General features: G+C 40.7%; 21 protein-coding genes and 1 riboswitch. Of the genes, 14 read left to right on the forward strand and 7 right to left on the reverse strand.

The window, feature by feature from the left end; translation table 11 throughout:
- Positions 1-28: 28 nt before the first annotated feature.
- Positions 29-901, forward strand: coding sequence for a glycine betaine ABC transporter substrate-binding protein (locus tag RBB56_RS09605; RefSeq protein WP_306718635.1), 873 nt, complete (start codon positions 29-31; stop codon positions 899-901).
- Between the two features lie 125 nt (positions 902-1026).
- Here the strand turns inward: RBB56_RS09605 and RBB56_RS09610 are convergent, their stop codons facing one another.
- Complete coding sequence (locus RBB56_RS09610; RefSeq protein WP_306718636.1) at positions 1027-2097, reverse strand: undecaprenyldiphospho-muramoylpentapeptide beta-N-acetylglucosaminyltransferase; 1071 nt, start codon at positions 2095-2097, stop codon at positions 1027-1029.
- A 126-nt stretch (positions 2098-2223) separates the two neighbouring features.
- On the reverse strand, positions 2224-2469 hold the full coding sequence (locus tag RBB56_RS09615) for a TIGR03905 family TSCPD domain-containing protein (protein WP_306718637.1): 246 nt from the start codon (positions 2467-2469) through the stop codon (positions 2224-2226).
- A gap of 224 nt (positions 2470-2693) precedes the next feature.
- Between RBB56_RS09615 and RBB56_RS09620 the strand changes: the two genes are divergently transcribed.
- The 6 genes from RBB56_RS09620 to RBB56_RS09645 all read left to right on the forward strand — a co-directional run bounded on the left by RBB56_RS09620 (position 2694) and on the right by RBB56_RS09645 (position 8514).
- Positions 2694-3464 carry a hypothetical protein gene (locus tag RBB56_RS09620; protein ID WP_306718639.1) on the forward strand — a complete coding sequence of 257 codons (771 nt, stop codon included), beginning with the start codon at positions 2694-2696 and terminating at the stop codon, positions 3462-3464.
- A gap of 126 nt (positions 3465-3590) precedes the next feature.
- Complete coding sequence (locus tag RBB56_RS09625) at positions 3591-5054, forward strand: ISLre2 family transposase (protein WP_306718640.1); 1464 nt, start codon at positions 3591-3593, stop codon at positions 5052-5054.
- Between the two features lie 218 nt (positions 5055-5272).
- Complete coding sequence (locus RBB56_RS09630) at positions 5273-6622, forward strand: glucose-6-phosphate isomerase (protein ID WP_306718641.1); 1350 nt, start codon at positions 5273-5275, stop codon at positions 6620-6622.
- A gap of 272 nt (positions 6623-6894) precedes the next feature.
- Positions 6895-7081, forward strand: a riboswitch (cobalamin riboswitch).
- 48 nt (positions 7082-7129) lie between these two features.
- Positions 7130-7537 (forward strand): DUF4430 domain-containing protein, encoded by a 408-nt coding sequence (locus RBB56_RS09635; protein ID WP_306718642.1) that lies wholly within the window; start codon positions 7130-7132, stop codon positions 7535-7537.
- A gap of 27 nt (positions 7538-7564) precedes the next feature.
- Positions 7565-8062, forward strand: a complete 498-nt coding sequence (locus tag RBB56_RS09640; RefSeq protein ID WP_306718644.1) for a hypothetical protein — start codon at positions 7565-7567, stop codon at positions 8060-8062.
- Positions 8063-8253: 191 nt separating this feature from the next.
- A complete protein-coding gene (locus RBB56_RS09645) occupies positions 8254-8514 on the forward strand; it encodes an HPr family phosphocarrier protein (protein ID WP_306718645.1) in 261 nt (86 codons plus the stop codon).
- A gap of 54 nt (positions 8515-8568) precedes the next feature.
- Here RBB56_RS09645 and RBB56_RS09650 read toward each other — a convergent pair whose 3' ends face one another.
- The gene (locus RBB56_RS09650; RefSeq protein WP_306718646.1) at positions 8569-8913 is read right to left on the reverse strand and encodes a GNAT family N-acetyltransferase; all 345 of its coding nucleotides are present in this window, start codon (positions 8911-8913) and stop codon (positions 8569-8571) included.
- A 259-nt stretch (positions 8914-9172) separates the two neighbouring features.
- On the opposite strand from RBB56_RS09650, the gene RBB56_RS09655 reads away from it, so the two are divergent.
- Positions 9173-9562, forward strand: a complete 390-nt coding sequence (locus tag RBB56_RS09655) for an iron chaperone (protein ID WP_306718648.1) — start codon at positions 9173-9175, stop codon at positions 9560-9562.
- Here RBB56_RS09655 and RBB56_RS09660 read toward each other — a convergent pair.
- The 4 genes from RBB56_RS09660 to RBB56_RS09675 all read right to left on the reverse strand — a co-directional run bounded on the left by RBB56_RS09660 (position 9555) and on the right by RBB56_RS09675 (position 12948).
- On the reverse strand, positions 9555-9941 hold the full coding sequence (locus RBB56_RS09660; RefSeq protein WP_306718649.1) for a rhodanese-like domain-containing protein: 387 nt from the start codon (positions 9939-9941) through the stop codon (positions 9555-9557). The genes RBB56_RS09655 and RBB56_RS09660 overlap by 8 nt on opposite strands.
- Positions 9942-9973: 32 nt before the next feature.
- On the reverse strand, positions 9974-10831 hold the full coding sequence (locus tag RBB56_RS09665; protein WP_306718651.1) for a helix-turn-helix domain-containing protein: 858 nt from the start codon (positions 10829-10831) through the stop codon (positions 9974-9976).
- Between the two features lie 143 nt (positions 10832-10974).
- Positions 10975-11658 (reverse strand): YczE/YyaS/YitT family protein, encoded by a 684-nt coding sequence (locus RBB56_RS09670; RefSeq protein ID WP_306718653.1) that lies wholly within the window; start codon positions 11656-11658, stop codon positions 10975-10977.
- Positions 11659-12087: 429 nt separating this feature from the next.
- A complete protein-coding gene (locus tag RBB56_RS09675) occupies positions 12088-12948 on the reverse strand; it encodes a helix-turn-helix transcriptional regulator (RefSeq protein WP_306718654.1) in 861 nt (286 codons plus the stop codon).
- A gap of 182 nt (positions 12949-13130) precedes the next feature.
- On the opposite strand from RBB56_RS09675, the gene kduI reads away from it, so the two are divergent.
- The 6 genes from kduI to RBB56_RS09705 all read left to right on the forward strand — a co-directional run bounded on the left by kduI (position 13131) and on the right by RBB56_RS09705 (position 18398).
- Positions 13131-13994 carry a 5-dehydro-4-deoxy-D-glucuronate isomerase gene (gene kduI / locus RBB56_RS09680; protein ID WP_306718656.1) on the forward strand — a complete coding sequence of 288 codons (864 nt, stop codon included), beginning with the start codon at positions 13131-13133 and terminating at the stop codon, positions 13992-13994.
- A 55-nt stretch (positions 13995-14049) separates the two neighbouring features.
- Positions 14050-14844, forward strand: coding sequence for a gluconate 5-dehydrogenase (locus RBB56_RS09685; protein WP_442905452.1), 795 nt, complete (start codon positions 14050-14052; stop codon positions 14842-14844).
- A gap of 86 nt (positions 14845-14930) precedes the next feature.
- Positions 14931-15572, forward strand: coding sequence for an RpiB/LacA/LacB family sugar-phosphate isomerase (locus RBB56_RS09690; protein WP_306718659.1), 642 nt, complete (start codon positions 14931-14933; stop codon positions 15570-15572).
- 13 nt (positions 15573-15585) lie between these two features.
- Positions 15586-16395: a DUF7402 domain-containing protein gene (locus RBB56_RS09695; protein WP_306718660.1), complete on the forward strand. Its 810-nt coding sequence runs from the start codon at positions 15586-15588 to the stop codon at positions 16393-16395.
- Complete coding sequence (gene eda, locus RBB56_RS09700; protein WP_306718662.1) at positions 16392-17354, forward strand: bifunctional 4-hydroxy-2-oxoglutarate aldolase/2-dehydro-3-deoxy-phosphogluconate aldolase; 963 nt, start codon at positions 16392-16394, stop codon at positions 17352-17354. The genes RBB56_RS09695 and eda overlap by 4 nt, the downstream gene beginning before the upstream one ends.
- An 18-nt stretch (positions 17355-17372) precedes the next feature.
- Positions 17373-18398 (forward strand): sugar kinase, encoded by a 1026-nt coding sequence (locus RBB56_RS09705; RefSeq protein WP_306718664.1) that lies wholly within the window; start codon positions 17373-17375, stop codon positions 18396-18398.
- The last annotated feature ends 255 nt before the right edge of the window (positions 18399-18653 follow it).

The following is an 18653-nucleotide window of genomic DNA, read 5'->3' on the forward strand; positions in this document are numbered from 1 at the left end:
CAATAAAATGAGAAAATAGGAGGAAGTTATGTTTAAAAAAATAATTGGAGCAATAATAGCAGTATCATTGACGGCAATAACTCTTATAGGTTGCGGTAATAATGAAGATGCCGGCTCGAAAGGCACTGTTAAGCTGGCTTATGTCAATTGGGCAGAAGGGATAGCGATGACGAACCTTGCAGCAGCAGTGTTGGAGGATAAAATGGGATATAAAGTAGATCTGACTATGGCAGATGCTGCACCCGTATTCGCTTCTGTTGCCAGCGGAAATACCGATGCCTTTCTGGACGTATGGCTTCCCATAACCCATGAAAGTTATCTTGAAAAATATGGTGATGATATAGTAGATCTGGGTATTGTCTATGAAAATGCACTTCTGGGGCTAATCGTCCCCTCTTATGTTGAAATTGACAGCATAGAAGAACTCAATGAGAATAAGGATATCTTCGAAGGTGAAATTGTAGGAATTGATGCGGGGGCCGGCTTGATGGTGGCAGCGGAAAAAGCACTGGAAGAGTATGAACTCGATTATAAGCTTCTGACGGGCAGCGGACCGACTATGACAGCAGCCTTGGGAAAAGCAATTGATGCAAATAACCCTATCGTAGTGACCGGCTGGGCACCTCACTGGAAGTTCGCAAAATGGGATTTGAAGGTTCTGGAAGATCCTAAGGGAGTATTTGGTGAGGTTGAGAATATTTATAAATATTCCAGAAAAGGCTTGGAAGAAGACATGCCGGAAGTCGTAGAATTTATCAAGAACTTTAAAATGTCAGAAGGCGAATTAGGCGATTTGATGGGAGAGATTGAAGAGTACGACGGTGAGCCGCTGGATGCAGCCCGTAATTGGATGAATAACAATGAAGAGCTTATTAATAGTTGGATTACAGTTCAGCCTTAGGTTAAACTGTAACCTATATGCACACAAAATGCGATAAAACTATATTTTGGTACTTGCAGTACTCACAAAATTTAGGGCGAAGAATCTTTTATGATTCTTCGCCCAGAGTTTTCATTAGGAAGCTCTTAAGAGTGGCGGGTAGCTTCAATTAAATCTGTAATCGTGCGGATGGAGTTAAGCTGGCTGCTCTTACTCATCGCATCGCTATATGTCTGTCTTGTAAAATAAAGTTCGTGTATTCTTTCTACTAATAGATTTTCCGTTAAATAATCTTCGTCGATAACAAGACTGAAACCTTGAGATTCGAAAGACTTCGCATTTAAAATCTGATCACCCCGGCTACTGTGAGCGGAAAGAGGAATGAGAAGGTTTGGCTTTTTTAAAGCCAAGAGTTCGCAGATAGAATTAGCACCTGCTCTCGATACGACCACATCTGCCATTGCGAAGATATCCTTAAGTTCTGATTTCACATATTCAAATTGCTTATAGCCTTGAATATTCAACATTAGATTATCGACCTTATCCTTGCCACAGATATGAACCACTTGAAAGTCCTGTAAAAGCTTAGGAAGGGCATCGCGTACCGTTTTATTGATTGCCTCTGCTCCGAGGCTGCCTCCAATTACCATTATGACAGGCTTATTCGCAGTAAATTTACATATATCATAGGCTGCAATACGATTGCCTCTGGCAAGCTCTTCCCGTATTGGAGAGCCGGTGAGTACCGCTTTTCCTTCCGGAAGCATTTGAATGGTCTCCGGAAAGTTACAGCATATTTTATCCGCAACAGGAATGCAGAGCTTATTGGCAAGTCCCGGTGTCATATCCGATTCATGAATAATGCAAGGAATGTCGAGGGAGGCGGCAGCCCGAACGACGGGAACACTAACGAATCCGCCTTTGGAGAAAACAATATCGGGTGCAATATCTTTTAGATATTTTTTAGCCTCTGAGTAGCCCTTCATAACGCGGAAAGGATCGGTAAAGTTCTTGGGGTCGAAATATCGACGGAACTTACCGGTAGCTATCCCGAAGTACGGAATATCAAAATCTTCAATTAATTTCTTCTCTATACCTTCGTATGAACCTATATAATATATTTCATAATCCAGCTCCCGGAGTCTCGGGATTAACGCAATATTAGGAGTTACATGTCCGGCTGTTCCTCCACCGGTAAGTACGATTCTTTTTGCCATTGATAAAATGCCTCCCGACTTAATTACTCAGTTCGTAACAGTTCGATCCTCTCACCGTCACAAATGTGACTGTTCAGTATCCTCACTGTCACATGGAAAATCCGTTAAAATCACCTTTGATGATGTTCACTTATTACTTATCATGGCTGTAAGTGCGTTTGCAAGTTGATCTGGGCAGGAGGTTACCCTATGGCCGCAGGTGATTCCCTGTAACCGTTCGATAGCATCCTGTGCCTTCATTCCTTCTACTAGCTTGGAGATTCCCTGTAAATTACCGTTGCATCCGCCTGTAAAGGAAACGGATTGTATAATGTCATCACTTAGTTCAACATCTATGGATGAGGGGCATACGCCCTTTGGCTGATATTTCATCTTAAGTAACCATGCCTTTCGTAAACATATGAAACAATTATAGCAGAGAAGAAACTAATTTTCCAGTGGTTTCCTTCACGTGTCGAAATTCGCAATGCCTTACACCGTACATTCTATTGAGATGCGACAGGGTTTTGTTTATAATATTTGAATTAATAGTTATAATTAATACTTAGTTTCTAAGACGAGGTTATTGTATTCAAGTTAGGAAAGGGAGGCAGTTCATGTTTGAGGTCTTTTTGGAGAATAAACTTCTCAGCGGTGCTTTTTTTCTATTGCTGCTATTGAGCATTCTATGCCAGGTCATGGCAGGAGTGATATACCGAAGGATGATAAAAGAGACAGAAAACATGTCTTCTACGGGAAATAAATTACTAAAACAATGTAAGTTAAAGTTCGCCAATTGCTATCAGTTAAATGAAGGTGTATCGAATATTCCAGTGTTTGTGGATAAGTTCATGGCGAAGATGTCCTTTATGGGGATATCGTTAACGAGTATTAAACACTTATCCGGTCAGCTTATGCTTCTGTCAGTTGCTGTTGCAGGCGGCGGTGCTTGCCGAGAGATTATGCACGGGGAAACGGTAGGCAAGGTACTTCCTTATTATATTGTCAGTTTTTTGGGATTATATGTATTTTTCTCTATTTCCGGGCTTGTGGATATACAGGGGAAAAGAGAACGGCTGAAAATCAACCTTGTGGACTATCTGGAAAATCATATGGTCAATAAGCTGCGCCAATCCGCTATCGACTGGGCTGAGATTACCGGTGGGGATACTATTAAGAAGGAGGACAAGCCTGATAAGCAAGTGAATCGTGATATCTGCGCCTTACGTGAAGAAATCGGTCTTGCCCCAAGGCGTGGGGAAGCGGAAACAAGCTCAAAAGATGAAACAGAAGAGAGAAAGGAGCGTGTTCCCCAGAAAAAAACTCCTGCATTTTCTCATAAAGAAAAGCAAGAGCTGGAAGAGCTGCTTCGGGAATTCTTTGTATAGCGCGGGTCATGTGTGAATGCTAGGGTAAAGTTTTTGTAGGATATTAATTGAATAAAAAGAGAACGCCTCTTTGTGTTATGATTTTAACGACTAAGAAAAAATCGGACACAAAGGAAGGTGCTCTCTATGATTAAAAGTATACAACAGTTTGAAGAAAATGGGGCAAAAAATTTAACAGGAGTTCTGGAAAAGTTTTTGAAAGATCCTCAACAACAAGCAGAGTTTATCTATGGAATTACAGATAGTGTAGTACAGTTAGGACTGGACATGATTGCGGAGACTTTTGAAAGTATGGATGAAGAACTGAGAAACAGCGGATACAGAAGGAGAAACTGGGTCATAAGCAGACGAGATGAAACATCCCTGATTACCAGCCTTGGAACTGTGAGATATTGCAAGACACTGTTTAAGAACAAGAAGACTGGAGCCTGTGAATATCTGCTAGATCGGATCATGGGATTAGAAAGCCATGTAAGGATGACAGAAGATGCACAGGCGCAGATGCTTGAGGAAGCGGTCGACAGTAGCTATCGCAAAGGAGGAATCAGAGCCAGTCTTTCCGAAAAAGTCAGCAAACAGACAGTAAAAAATAAGATACATGATCTGAAATTTCATACAAAACCAGAAAAAATAGAGAATAAAAAACAGGTTTCCTATCTTTATATTGATGCAGATGAAGATCATGTGTCATTGCAGTATCTCGAGAAAAAGGGAGATATCACGAAACCTCGAAGCAACACCAGTATGCCTAAAATAGCCTATGTATATGAAGGTGCGGAATCAGAAGCGCCTAAAAGCGAAAGGTTTAAGCTGATCAATCCGAAGTACTTTGGGGGCATATATGAGGGAAGCAAAGGAGTAGAACAGTTCTGGCGAGAGATTTATGAGTATATCAGCGCCACCTATGACATGGATGCCATAAAACAGATTTATATTAATGGAGATGGTGCAGCCTGGATAAAAAGCGGACGTAAATTTATAGCCGGATCAACCTTCGTACTGGATAAATTCCATATGCAGAAATATATCACAGCAGCAACTTCGCATTTAATGGATTCGTCAGAGGATGCAAGAAGTGAACTGTATGGTGCCATACACAAGAGAGCGAAATGGATGGCATCCGAGACCTTTGAAAAAATCCTGAATATAACAGAAAACGAAGCACAAAGGAAAAAGGTAGAAAGTAGTATGGCTTATATCCTAGGGCATTGGGATGGGATCATGCAGGGTTTGAGAAATAAAGAAACACAAGTGGGATGCAGTGCAGAAGGACATGTGAGCCATATCTACGCAGACAGGATGAGTTCCAGACCATTAGGGTGGAGTAAGCATGGAGTTCACCAAATGGCAAAGCTAAGGATTTATAAAGCAAACAAAGGAAATATGTTGGAGTTGGTGAGAATGCAAAAGCAGGAGTTGCCCATGGCAGTGGGTACAGAAGAAAGAATCTATTTAAGCAGCGAGATGTTTCGATCGGAAAGCAAGCGACTGACAGAGGAACAACGCTATGTAGAAAGGATAACTCATAGCATTCCCTTTCCAGAAGTGAAAAAGATAGCTTATTTTAAAAACCACATTTGGGGATTGTAAAAAGAATAGAAAGTAGGTATATTGTGAAAAGAGGTTAAATCTAAAACACATCAAGGGGATTCTCTACCCAATTAAATCCTACAGTAAATTTACGCTATCTGTGTGAATGTTTCTCTTGAAAAAGAAATTCAACTTTGCTAAACTTAACGTGACCACCCAATATATTACGAATATAAACCCGGGAAACACTGAACCGGGCGGATAAAGGAGCGAAACAAATGAGTAATAAAGTTACATTTGATTATTCCAAGGCTTCACAGTTTATAAGTGACAACGAAGTGGAACTTATGAAGAAGCTGACATTGGATGCAAAGGAAGTTCTAGTTTCCAAGACAGGTGCGGGTAATGATTTCCTCGGATGGATTGATTTGCCGGTAAACTATGATAAAGAAGAATTTGATAGAATTAAAAAGGCGGCTGCTAAGATTCAGGCTGATTCAGAGGTACTTCTTGTTATCGGTATTGGCGGTTCCTATTTGGGAGCCAGGGCAGCTATCGAGTTTTTAAGACACAGTTTTTACAATTCGGTGGATAAGTCTGTTAGAAAGACACCTGAGATTTATTTCGTAGGTAATTCTATCAGTTCCACATATATTAAACATCTTATGGATGTAATCGGAGATAGAGATTTCTCCATCAATATGATAAGTAAATCCGGAACGACTACAGAGCCTGCTATTGCATTCCGCGTATTCAAAGAAATGATGGAAAAGAAATATGGTAAGGCCGAAGCGGCAAAGAGAATCTACGCTACTACTGATAAGTCGAGAGGTTCTCTTAAGAGCCTTGCTACAGAGGAAGGCTACGAATCCTTCGTTGTTCCTGATGATGTAGGCGGACGTTTCTCTGTACTCACCGCAGTAGGATTACTTCCGATAGCAGTTAGCGGAGCGGATATTGACCTTTTGATGGAAGGTGCGGCAAGTGCAAGAAAGAGTGCGCTAGAATCCTCCTTTGAGGACAACGAGGCATTGAAGTATGCTGCCCTTCGTAATATCTTATTAAGAAAAGGCAAGACAATAGAGATTCTGGCTAACTATGAGCCTTGTGTACATTTTGTTTCTGAATGGTGGAAACAGTTGTACGGTGAGAGCGAAGGAAAAGACCAAAAGGGTATCTTCCCTGCAAGTGTAGACCTTACTGCAGATTTACATTCTATGGGACAGTTTATTCAGGATGGTTCAAGAACCCTTTTCGAGACGGTAATTAATATCGAAACGAGCAGAGAAGAAATCATACTCGGTACAGAGCCGGTAGACTTGGATGGACTTAATTATCTTGCAGGTAAGACCGTGGATTTCGTGAATAAGAGCGCCATGAATGGAACGATTCTCGCACATACCGATGGAAATGTTCCTAACTTGATTATAAATGTACCTGAGGTAAACGAGTTCTACCTCGGTGAACTATTTTACTTCTTCGAGTTCGCATGTGGTGTAAGCGGATATCTGCTTGGAGTAAATCCTTTCGATCAGCCGGGTGTAGAAAGCTATAAGAAGAATATGTTCGCCCTTCTCGGTAAGCCGGGATACGAAGCGCAGAGGGAAGAATTGCTGAAGAGATTATAATTCTGAAGCAATTCGGAACTTAATATTAATATAGATACAGGTAACTGTGAGGGTACTGAACAGTTACAGATGTAGTTGGAAATATCCCCTGGGAGCAATTGCTCTTAGGGGATTTATTTTATTTAATTAGGAAAGTGCTCCTATTAAATAACCGATTGATGCGCAGCCATATAGTATGAAAATGCGCAGCCATATAGTATGAAAATAGCTGGCTAATAATTGGAATCGGTGATAAAATAAGAAATTAGATTTCAGCGTATAAGAATGTGTAATATTTTTAAAATATTATGCGTTCTGCTTAATAAGGAACAATGTGAGAATCATTGACAGCTTACTCTGAGGTGATGCGGACGGCTTGCCCAAGATGCCATTGTACAAGGGATATATTTCAGATGTATGAGAAGGCGGGTAAATCGATAGAAGCAAAGTCCTAAGACTTACTGGAATCAATTAATTAATAGGTGAAGCGATGTTTCGCCTATCTCTGGTAAGAGAGGAAGGAGAAAAATGAAACAATGGACTAAAAAACAAAAAATTATGCTAGTGGCGGTTTTTGCCGTTGTAATAGCAGTGGCAGGAATTGCTGCAGGTCTCTTGAATTACCGTCCCGGGCAGGAAGGTGTGAAGAACTTTCAAGTGATAGTGACTTCTGAGCGGGATGGATATTCGGAAACAACAGAGTGTACGTCCGAAGAAGAATACTTAGGCAGTTTTATGCGTAGCTTTGAGGATTGTGAATGGCAAGAATCCGATTATGGCATTTATATCACCGGATTCGGTGGAATGCAAGAGGATGTGGATAACCAATATTGGTGGTGTGTGATGGTAAACGGTGAAGCAGCGACTATCGGAGCAGATGAAATACCCTTGCAGGATGGAGAAATCTATAGCTTTGTTCTAACGCAAGGCTGGTAATGCCAGGCTACGGAAAGGCGGGAACAAATGCCAATTAAAAAAATAACGAGAATAGCACTTTTGAGTGCAGTTCTCTATGTTGCCAAGGTGGCACTGGAATTTCTTCCGAATGTGGAGTTAGTCTCTTTCTTGATCATCATTTATACACTTGTATTCGGAGCAGAGACTTTTATTATAATTACCGTATTCAATATGTTCGAATTAATACAATGGGGATTTGGCATTTGGTGGGTATCCTATCTCTATGTGTGGCCTCTTCTTTGCCTCTTTGTTCTTCTGTTGAAGCGCTTCCTGGGGGAGGAATTCGTACTTTGGGCTATTGCTTCGGGAGTTTTCGGACTGATATTCGGATCTTTATTCGCTATTGCTTATCTTCCTGTGGATCATTCCTATGCGTTAGCATATTGGATTAGCGGTTTGACCTGGGATGTATGGCATGGAATCTGTAATTTTTTAATTATGTTATTAATAGGAAAACCAGTATATCAAGTGATGATGATAGCGAAAAAGAAAGATGATTCGTAACTGTTCAGTATCTTCACAGTTACGATAATTCCCCTTAAATAAGATTTGAAGATAAAAATAATAAATTATTAAGTATTTTGTCAAAGATTGTTCACTCTTTTTATATACAAATATGGTAAGATGAATAAAATTAGCAGTAAAAGGAAATAATATTGGGGTGTAGTTTACATTATGAAAGGTAGGAAGAGAAGGTGGAATCGGTAAAAGTAGTTTTTAATTCAATGGAGGAATGTGAGAGATATATTAGAGCGGTGGAGAACTTTCCCTCTAATATCGACTTGCAGTGTGGAAGTCGTATCATCGATGGGAAGTCTGTGCTCGGTCTTCTTGGATTTGGACTTAGGAAGGTTCTGGAGCTAAGAACACATACGGAAGATACGGAAGCATGGGAAAAGCTTCTTGAGAAGATAGAGTTCTGTACATGTGAAGATGAAATAAAAATGGCAATATAACAAAAGAGATATAAAAATAACTACCCAGCTCAAATCAGAGGGGGTAGTTATTTTTTATTTTGTAAGTTGATTTCTTAGCATTCCGCATTTATCTTCCGGTAAATATTCAAAATGGTGCTTATGGTACAGCAAGTCAGCAGGATAATTTGCTATCAGGCATATATAACTGTCTTCATGGGCGTGCTTATCGAAGTAGTTATCTATGGCTTTCATAATTTCTTCTGCATAGCCTTTTCTTTGATAATCCTTATCCACCATAATATCGCTTACTACATAGGTGATGCCTCCATCGCCAACGATTCTTCCAAACGCAATTAAAATTCCTTCATCATATAAAGATACCGTGAACAATGAATTATCCAAGGCGATCTGACTTCTTCCTAAGTCCTTATTTCCCATCCCGGAACGCAATCTAAGGCTTATATAGTCTTGGGCTGAGGGAGTTTTGTAAATAAGTTGCATAGCTGTTGATTCTCCTTTACCGGTATCATGGGGAAAAATACCTTTTGACCCCAACATCATAACATAGGTAATAATAAGTATTCACTTTGTGATTGTCAATATATTTGTGTATAGTATCATTGCTATTCGGTCAATATATGTGGACGATATTTCTATAAAGATGGTATAATTTTAAGATTGATAAAGGAGACAACAAATGAAAGAAAAAGAAAATAGTAGAAATCAAGATAATAATGATGGAGAAATACTAAGAACAATTGACGAGTACATTGCGGGACAGCCTGAGAATATTCGGCCTCTTTTGAATCAGGTGAGGGATACAATTCGCACAGCGATTCCGGATGCTCAGGAGCGGATATCGTGGAAGATGCCAACTTATTGGAAAAAACATAATATTATCCATTTTGCATCCTTTAAAAATCACATAGGAATCTACCCTGGAGCAGAAGCCATGGTGTATTTTGCAGAAAGGCTCGCAGAGTATAAGACGAGTAAAGGCTCATTACAGCTTCCGCACAATAAGCCTCTACCTCTGGAATTAATCGCTGAAATTGCAAGGTGGAGCTATAAGACGAATTCTATTTAACCGTTTCATAAGGCCAGTCGATAATACCGCCGAATTCATATACATTAGTGTAACCGAGATCAGCTAAGCTCTGTGCCGCCAATTTACTTCGGCGTCCGCTGCGGCAATAGACTAAAATGGTTGTGTCTTTGTCTGCAAGCTCGTCCTCAGCTCTTACATTAATTTCGTTGTCGGGTATTAAGTAGGCGCCTTCGATATGCCCTTCTTCATACTCTGTCTGTGTACGGACATCCAAAAGAATATATTCGTCTTCACCATCGATGATTGTTTTTGCTTCATCGGCAGTGATTGGCGTATATTTTGTTTGCTCTGTTTTTTCTTCTTTTCCACAGCCTGTTAACAAGAAACAGAGCATTGTTAATAAAAGTATTCGCTTCATAATGGAGTTCTCCTCTCAAATTGTTTCATAAATTAGGAATGAAACTGAGCGTATTTCTTCGGGGATATTCCCACGGCTTTGGTGAATGCCTTCAAAAAATTACTGTAGTCGTTAAAGCCGCATTTTTCATAAGTTTCAGTCACTGAGCATCCTTCGTTTAACAAGGACTTTGCGATAGTGATTCTTCTTGCAGTTATATATTTGTTAATGGTAGTGCCTGTGGTGGACTTAAAAATACGGCATAAATAGGAACTGCTTAAGTAAAAGTATTCGGAAAGCTTCTCCAATGTCAAATCTTCAGAAATATGCTGATTGATATAAGAAAGAATATCATCCACCTGCGCATGATTGGTGGTGACTGCCTGGTTACAAGTGAGGAAACGGGACTCATTAAAAAACCTATTTAAAAATATCATAAGTTCTGTAAGAGCAGAACGCTCTGTTAAGTCTGTGCCAAATCCTTCTGCAGCAGCTATTTTGTGTATAAGATAAATAAAACGAGTGCCTAAATCAGGGTCGAGATGAAATTTATGTGGGTATTCAGTATCCCTGTGAGTAAAGCAATGACCTAAATCAGTGATAGCAGAAGAGATACTGCTTAAATAATCGGGGTGGATAGAGATGACAATCCTTTCATGGATTCGGGCATCTATCTGTGTCAAATGATGACTTTCATATTGATTAATAAAGAAGATATCCCCCGGTTCAATCGTATAAAAACGATTATCGATGAGAAATTGTTTTCCTCCGGATATGGAATAGTAAATTTCATAGCAATCATGAATATGCATGTCCAAAGGCTTCTCATCGCTGTAAAGATGCGCGAGAGAAAAATGTTTATTGGCAATGCAATGCTGAAGCGCTTCCTTGTTAGACATGAATTCTTTCATGATTTTCTATGCCCGTTCCTTTTCTCATGTTTTGCGGGTCTCAAAGTCATGTTTTTTCATACAAGCATGAAACACATGATCGTTTGACCCTGGTATCATTTTATTATAATATGCATATTCAATATCTGCAATATTTTTGGATTTTAAACTCGTTTTAGTATATTTTTTGAAATAGTTCTTGTAAAAAGTTGTATAAAGGGCCCAAGTAGTAAAACAGTAAGAAGGGTTCCGATACCGACTAACTTATTGGCTAATCCACCGGCTATAAGGGCTATAATTACTGTGGTTCCATCACAGGCGATTCGACAGAAATAATAAGGGATGCGTGTCCGTTCTGCTAATCCCAATGAAAGGTAATCAAAAGGAGCAATACCGGAGGCTGAAGTCTGATAGAGGGACACGCCCATTGCCGATATAAGAATAGCAAATAATAAAACGATCATTCGAACCGGATAAGTACCAGGAAGTGTAACGAAACGATTATCTAAATACATGAATAAGTCTGCTGCATAGCCAACCAGAACCCAATTTACTAACGTTCCGATTCCGATGTATTTTTTACCGAAAAAAAACTGAAAGCTAAAAAGAAATAAATTAAAGAATAAAAGAAAGGTTCCGTAATTCAAAGGGGTGAGCATGGATAAAGATAATGTCATGGAAGAAAAAGGATCGTTGCCCAATGAGGCATGACGGTAAAAAGCAACCCCGACTCCAAGCAGAGTATTACCAATGAGCGTGCATAGAATTCGGCGCATGCCAAGTCCGGATAGATATTTTGTTAAAGAGGCGAGTATTTTCTTCATTTCAGTCAGTTTCTCCTTCGTCATAGTAAAAGAGCTTCCCGCTAAAGCGCTTGTAAACAAACACCGTATAGGAAACTCTTTGGTAATTATATATTACAAATGTTGTTTTGTAAATATTTTTTACTGTGTGTTGCTAGGTTCGGGCGAAGATTCATTTTATTCTACTATAAAATGTCCCATTTTCTTTTCTAGTGTATTCATATTTTCCATTAAGTTCTGGGAGATAGAGTCCATCTTTTCCGCATCTGTCAAAAGTTCATCTGCCAGGATGCTGTCTTTTTATATTAATGGCTATGCCTATGTGCGCAGAGGCTGTGAAGATTTCCAGATGACGGAGGAAGGAATGAAATAGTGACAGAAGTAACAGCGGCATACAGCCACGGCCGATAAAAGGCGTGGTTTATATTCTGTCTCATAGTTCAGAGATAACTGTGAAGGTACTGAACAGTTATATTAAGAGTTGAATTGGGCATATTTCTTCGGGGATATGCCCACTGCCTTAGTAAAGGACTTTAAGAAGTTACTGTAATCGTTGAAGCCGCATCTGTCACAGGCTTCCGTGACGGAAAGTCCTTCATTTAATAAGGATTTGGCGATGGTAATTCTTCGTGCGGTAATATACTTATTGATGGTGGTTCCGGTGGTGGACTTGAAAATACGGCACAAATAAGAAGAACTTAAATGAAAATGCGAAGAAAGGGTTTCCAAAGTAAGGTCCTCAGAGATATTTCTATTGATGTAAGTAAGCATATCATCTACTTGTGCATGATTGGTAACCACGGCCTCTTCCATAGGTTTACTATGGCAGAATTCATAAAAGCTTCGATTCAAAAAAACCATGAGGTCTGTAAACATAGCACGTTCCATCAAATCATAGCCGAAGCCTTCGCTATCGGCTATTTTATGTATTAAATAGATGAAACGTTTGCTCATTTCGGAATCCAAATGGAGCTTATGGGGAAATCCATCGAATCTATGAGTGAAGCAATAGCTTAAATCAGTATGAGCGGAAGAAAGCTCCCGCAGATAATCAGGATGAACAGAAATAACAATTCGTTCATGAATACCCGTATCCACCTGGGTCAAATAGTGACTTTCATATTGGTTAATAAAGAAAATATCTCCGGGTTCAATATCATAGAATTGGTTGTCAATTAGAAATTGCTTCCCGCCGGATATTGAATAATAGATTTCACAGCAGTCATGAATATGCATATCCATCGTCTTCTCATCGCTGTAAAGATGAGCAAGAGCAAAATATTTATTCGTAATGCAATGCTGAGTTGCCATTTTACACGATGTAAATTCCTTCATAAATTCAATTCCTTTCCCTAATGTCTTATATTCCACTTACCTTGAGCTCTATTATAAGCGCTGTGTTCAATATTTGCAACATTTGTGAAAACAAAAGACAAGAATTGGGATAAACAGTATGATAAGATGAGGTCACAAAGGATAGTAGATGTTACATGTTGAGAAGAAAGGGAGGGAAAAGCATGGAACTTAGAACGGCAGTTTCACCAAGAGATGTGAAACACTATACGACGGAGAGACTAAGGGAAGAATTCCTGATTCAGGATTTATTTAAAGCAGACGAGATTAAGCTTGTATACAGCCATATTGACCGAATTATTACGGGGTCGGCAACTCCGGTTTCCAAGGAATTAGAACTGACAGCAGGAGATGAACTGCGGGCAGAATATTTTCTGCAAAGAAGGGAAATGGGCGTAATTAATATCGGTGGTGCAGGTACGATCATCGTTGATGGAAAGTGTTATAAGGTAGGCTTCAAAGAGGGTATGTATATAGGAATGGGCGCGAAGGATATCTTTTTTGCAAGTAAAGATGTATCCAATCCTGCGAAATTCTACATCAACAGTGCGCCAGCCCATAAGTCTTATCCTACCGTATTGATTAGACCTGAGGGAGAACCCGAAGAAGGTGTGGTTATCGTAAAGGATGAAAATAAAGTGGAATTAGGCTGCTTAGAGGATGCCAACCATAGAGTCATTTGCAAATATATACTTCCGGGGCAGGTGGAGAGCTGCCAGCTAGTTATGGGAATGACTAAGCTTGAGCCGGGAAGCGTATGGAATACGATGCCTTGTCACACTCATGACAGACGTATGGAGGTATATCTCTATTTCGAGATGCAGCAGGATGCCTTCGTTATGCATTATATGGGGGAACCAGACGAAACGAGACATATTGTAATGAGAAATGAAGAAGCAGTAATATCACCGAGCTGGTCTATTCACTCCGGCAGCGGCTCCAGAGCATATACTTTTATCTGGGGAATGGTAGGTGAAAATCAGGCATTTGATGACATGGACGGAGTAGCCATGAAGGATTTACGATAGATTATATGAAACAAATCGATTGGTCGGAAAAGGAGAAAAGGATATGAGTACAGTAATGAATAAGTTTTCACTGGAAGGCAGAGTTGCGTTAGTAACAGGAGCTTCTTACGGAATTGGTTTTGCAATTGCCTCCGCTTATGCAGAAGCAGGAGCAACGATTGTATTTAATGATATTAAGCAGGAATTAGTAGATAAGGGCCTTGCAGCTTATGAAGAAATAGGAATTAAAGCTCACGGCTATGTATGTGATGTAACGAACGAAGATCAGGTACAAGAGATGGTGACTCTCATCGAAAAGGAAGTAGGAGTGATCGACATCCTTGTGAATAATGCGGGAATTATCAAACGCGTTCCTATGTGTGATATGACAGCAGCAGAATTCCGCCAGGTAATCGATGTAGATCTGAATGCCCCCTTTATTGTTTCTAAAGCAGTAATCCCCAGTATGATTAAGAAGGGGCACGGTAAGATCATAAATATCTGTTCCATGATGAGCGAGCTTGGACGTGAGACGGTATCCGCCTATGCGGCTGCTAAGGGAGGGCTTAAAATGCTCACTAAGAATATTGCTTCCGAATATGGTGAGTTCAATATTCAGTGTAACGGCATTGGTCCCGGTTATATCGCTACACCTCAGACAGCACCTCTTCGTGAGACTCAGCCTGATGGCTCAAGACATCCTTTTGATCAGTTTATTATTGCAAAGACTCCGGCAGCGCGCTGGGGAGAAGCGGAAGACTTGGAAGGACCTGCGGTATTCCTGGCTTCCGATGCATCTGACTTTGTAAACGGTCATGTGCTTTATGTGGATGGTGGTATTCTTGCGTATATCGGTAAACAACCTCAGTAATTGATAACGATAGGGTAGCTATTCAGTAGGTCTGCGCATTTATTGCGCAGACCGTAAGAATACTTGGAAAGGAGTAAATTAGAAAAATGAAAATAGCTTTAATTAATGAAAACAGCCAGGCGGCTAAGAATGAATTGATTTATGATACTTTGAAAAATGCAGTGGAGCCACTCGGTCATGAAGTATATAATTATGGAATGTACAGTGCGGAGGACCCGAATGTTCTTACTTATGTGCAAAATGGTATTCTCGCAGCAGTGCTTCTTCAAGCGGGAGCAGTTGACTATGTGGTGACCGGCTGCGGTACGGGAGAAGGCGCTATGCTCGCCTGCAATTCCTTCCCGGGAGTGCTGTGCGGACATATTGTAGACCCTTCAGATGCTTATATGTTTGCTCAGATCAACGATGGTAATGCGATTGCTCTTCCTTTTGCCAAAGGCTTCGGCTGGGGTGCAGAGCTGAATCTTTCTTATATTTTCGAGAAGTTATTCTCCTGCGAAAGCGGACAGGGGTATCCGAAGGATAGAGTGATTCCTGAGCAGAGAAATAAAAAGATTCTCGACGAAGTGAAGAAAGTGACTCATCAGGATATGGTAACAATTCTAAGGAATCTGGACAGAGAGTTGGTAAAAGGAGCTTTATCGGGTGAAAAATTTAAAGAGTATTTCTTTGCAAATTGTAAAGATAATGCAATTGCATCTTGTGTAAAAGAAATTTTGGAAGGTTAAAGCAGGTATAAGTATGGCGGTTTTAGCACTTAAAGTTCTTGATAAAAATGGAAATACAATATGTGTAAGCAACGGGGATGACTATGTCAGCCTCGTTTGCACTGCGGAATATGCCGAGGGAGACCGTATTGTATTGGAAACTTCGGAGAAGAATATTCATGTAGTTTTACAGATGGATGACGCTATGGGACCGGCGTTTGTATATATTACGGATAATGTATCTTATCAGATACCTTTTGGTGAAAAGAGAATTTGCTATTCCCCTAAGGTATTTTATGGTAACAGACATTATTTATATGCACGGATAGCGCGAGAGGATGAAATAAAGGCTTATAGGAATCTGGCGTTGAACGTATATGATCAGCATGGAGAAACGAATTGCTATCCTCATGCCACAGCGAATGTGGAGACAAGAGGGGAATCCGTTTTTGCTGCCCACAATGCGATTGATGGAGTATGTGAGAATCGTTCCCATGGAGAGTGGCCTTACGAATCATGGGGAATTAACAGACAGAAGGATGCACAAATGAGTGTGGATTTCGGACATGAGGTGGAAACGGACAAAATTGTTCTGTATACTCGTGCGGATTTCCCTCACGATAGTTGGTGGAAGCAGGTGACGCTGAGCTTTTCCGATGGAACGAGCATAACTTGGGATTTGGAAAAGAGCAGTTTGCCGCATGTGCTGGAATTCGAGAAGAAGCGTATTACATGGGTACGGCTCGGTAATCTGATTAAAGCGGACGACCCTTCTCCATTCCCGGCATTGAGTCAGATAGAAGTATATGGTACTATCGTAGAAAAGGAGGAGGAAGCAAAATGAATCCAATTTTAGAAGAAATCAGCAAAATAGGTATTGTGCCTGTTATTGCATTAGATGATGTGAAGGATGCGAAGCCTCTTGCAGAGGCACTGATTAAGGGTGGGCTGCCTTGTGCAGAAATTACCTTCCGAACGGAAGCGGCTGAGGAATCCATCCGTATTATGGCGCAGGAATTCCCCCATATGTTGGTGGGAGCAGGAACTGTTCTTACGATAGAGCAGGTAGATCGGGCAGTTTCAGCAGGTGCGAAGTTCATCGTAAGCCCCGGGCTGAATCCGAAGGTAGTTTCCTACTGTGTAGGTAAGAATATTCCGGTACTGCCGGGTACGGCTAATCCCAGCGATGTGGAAGCTGCTATTGAGTTAGGTTTGGATGCGGTCAAGTTCTTTCCTGCACAGGCCGCGGGCGGAATTGAGATGATCAAAGCGATGAGTGCTCCTTATGGTAAGATGAAGTTCATGCCTACAGGAGGTATAACGGCAGATAACTTAAAAGAATATCTCGATTTTGGTAAGATTATTGCATGCGGCGGAAGTTGGATGGTAAAGAAAGATTTGCTGGAGGCAGGAAACTTCAATAAGATAGAAGAACTGACAAGAGAGGCTGTAACGAAGATGTTAGGCTTCGAGTTGAAACATGTAGGAATCAACGAAGCGGATGAGGCGGCAGCCGACCATACGGCAGGAAGCTTTGAGGCAATCTTTGGAATGACGAAAAAGGCAGGGGTAAGTTCCATTTTTGCAGGAACGGGTATTGAAGTGATGAAATCCCCCTACCTCGGAAAGAACGGTCATATTGCGATTGGTACGAATTATATTGAAAGAGCGATGTATCATTTGGAGAGGCAGGGCGTTGAATTTGACGAAGAGACTGCCAAGAGAGATGATAAAGGTAGCTTGAAGGCAATTTATTTGAAAGGTGAGATCGGCGGTTTCGCAGTGCATCTCCTACAGAAATAGGAAGGAGAATATAGAATTATGAGTAAGAAAACAGTAACATTTGGAGAAATTATGTTAAGGCTGGCACCGGAAGGTTATTATCGCTTCGTGCAGGCACAAAGCTATGGAGCTACTTATGGCGGTGGAGAAGCCAACGTAGCAGTATCCCTTGCTAATTATGGTCTAGACTCCGCTTTTGTGACTAAGCTTCCCGCGCATGAAATCGGACAAGCAGGCATAAATTCTTTAAGACAGTTCGGTGTGGATACATCCAATATCGTACGTGGCGGAGAGAGAGTAGGAATCTATTTTCTTGAAAAAGGCGCTTCCCAAAGGCCTTCTAAGGTTATTTATGACAGAGCAGGATCTTCGATTGCCGAGGCGGCAGAGGATGATTTCGATTGGGATAAGATTTTCGGAGATGCAGATTGGTTTCATTTTACAGGAATTACTCCTGCGCTTGGAGATAATGTTGCTAAGATCTGTCTGCAGGCTTGTAAGAAGGCGAAGGAAAAAGGAATTACCATAAGCTGTGATTTAAATTACAGAAACAAACTGTGGAGCAAAGAAAAGGCCGGAGAAGTAATGGGTGAACTTTGTCAATATGTGGATGTATGCATTGCCAATGAAGAGGATGCCGGTGATGTATTCGGTATAAAGGCTGCAGATACGGATGTGACTACAGGTAAAGTAAATCACGAAGGCTATAAAGAAGTGGCAAGGGAACTTGCAGACCGCTTTGGATTTAAGAAAGTAGCGATTACTTTGAGAGAATCTCTTTCTGCGAACGATAATAATTGGGCGGCAATGCTTTATTGCGGCGGTGAATATTATTTTAGCAAGAAATATACGATGCATATCGTGGACCGTGTGGGCGGCGGAGATTCCTTCGGAGCAGGGTTGATTTATGCGAGTTTATCGGATATGGATCCGCAGGAATCCATAGAATTTGCAGTGGCAGCAAGCTGTTTGAAGCATAGCATCGAAGGAGACTTCAATCAGGTCAGTGTGGGAGAAGTGAAGAAATTGGCAGGCGGAGATGCTTCGGGGCGCGTACAAAGATAAAATATAGTAATACTTTTTAAGGCCATCATAGCGATATGATGGCTTTTTGTTTTTGTGTATAAAAACTAAAGCATAGTTTTATAAATGGTGTATAATATTACTGTTCACAGCCACTATTCCGCGAAGTTAAAATCGCGGTGCCAAATGCTTTATCTTGGCATTTTCATGCGATTTTGCAAGTGCTTCGGGCGCCAAATTGCATGTTCTTTGTGCAATTTGTGTGATATTGTTGCTGTGAACACCATAGGTGTGAAC

Origin of the sequence: Kineothrix sp. MB12-C1, assembly GCF_030863805.1 — a bacterium.
Classification (GTDB): domain Bacteria; phylum Bacillota; class Clostridia; order Lachnospirales; family Lachnospiraceae; genus Kineothrix.

Coding starts and splice junctions, on each gene's coding strand:
- RBB56_RS09605 (WP_306718635.1), top strand. CDS start 29: ATGTTTAAAAAAATAATTGGAGCAATAATAGCAGTATCATTGACGGCA.
- RBB56_RS09650 (WP_306718646.1), bottom strand. CDS start 8,913: ATGGGAAATAAGGACTTAGGAAGAAGTCAGATCGCCTTGGATAATTCA.
- RBB56_RS09625 (WP_306718640.1), top strand. CDS start 3,591: ATGATTAAAAGTATACAACAGTTTGAAGAAAATGGGGCAAAAAATTTA.
- RBB56_RS09690 (WP_306718659.1), top strand. CDS start 14,931: ATGAAAATAGCTTTAATTAATGAAAACAGCCAGGCGGCTAAGAATGAA.
- RBB56_RS09620 (WP_306718639.1), top strand. CDS start 2,694: ATGTTTGAGGTCTTTTTGGAGAATAAACTTCTCAGCGGTGCTTTTTTT.
- eda (WP_306718662.1), top strand. CDS start 16,392: ATGAATCCAATTTTAGAAGAAATCAGCAAAATAGGTATTGTGCCTGTT.
- RBB56_RS09665 (WP_306718651.1), bottom strand. CDS start 10,831: ATGAAAGAATTCATGTCTAACAAGGAAGCGCTTCAGCATTGCATTGCC.
- RBB56_RS09675 (WP_306718654.1), bottom strand. CDS start 12,948: ATGAAGGAATTTACATCGTGTAAAATGGCAACTCAGCATTGCATTACG.
- RBB56_RS09615 (WP_306718637.1), bottom strand. CDS start 2,469: ATGAAATATCAGCCAAAGGGCGTATGCCCCTCATCCATAGATGTTGAA.
- RBB56_RS09630 (WP_306718641.1), top strand. CDS start 5,273: ATGAGTAATAAAGTTACATTTGATTATTCCAAGGCTTCACAGTTTATA.
- RBB56_RS09670 (WP_306718653.1), bottom strand. CDS start 11,658: ATGACGAAGGAGAAACTGACTGAAATGAAGAAAATACTCGCCTCTTTA.
- kduI (WP_306718656.1), top strand. CDS start 13,131: ATGGAACTTAGAACGGCAGTTTCACCAAGAGATGTGAAACACTATACG.
- RBB56_RS09640 (WP_306718644.1), top strand. CDS start 7,565: ATGCCAATTAAAAAAATAACGAGAATAGCACTTTTGAGTGCAGTTCTC.
- RBB56_RS09705 (WP_306718664.1), top strand. CDS start 17,373: ATGAGTAAGAAAACAGTAACATTTGGAGAAATTATGTTAAGGCTGGCA.
- RBB56_RS09635 (WP_306718642.1), top strand. CDS start 7,130: ATGAAACAATGGACTAAAAAACAAAAAATTATGCTAGTGGCGGTTTTT.
- RBB56_RS09610 (WP_306718636.1), bottom strand. CDS start 2,097: ATGGCAAAAAGAATCGTACTTACCGGTGGAGGAACAGCCGGACATGTA.
- RBB56_RS09660 (WP_306718649.1), bottom strand. CDS start 9,941: ATGAAGCGAATACTTTTATTAACAATGCTCTGTTTCTTGTTAACAGGC.
- RBB56_RS09655 (WP_306718648.1), top strand. CDS start 9,173: ATGAAAGAAAAAGAAAATAGTAGAAATCAAGATAATAATGATGGAGAA.
- RBB56_RS09695 (WP_306718660.1), top strand. CDS start 15,586: ATGGCGGTTTTAGCACTTAAAGTTCTTGATAAAAATGGAAATACAATA.
- RBB56_RS09685 (WP_442905452.1), top strand. CDS start 14,050: ATGAATAAGTTTTCACTGGAAGGCAGAGTTGCGTTAGTAACAGGAGCT.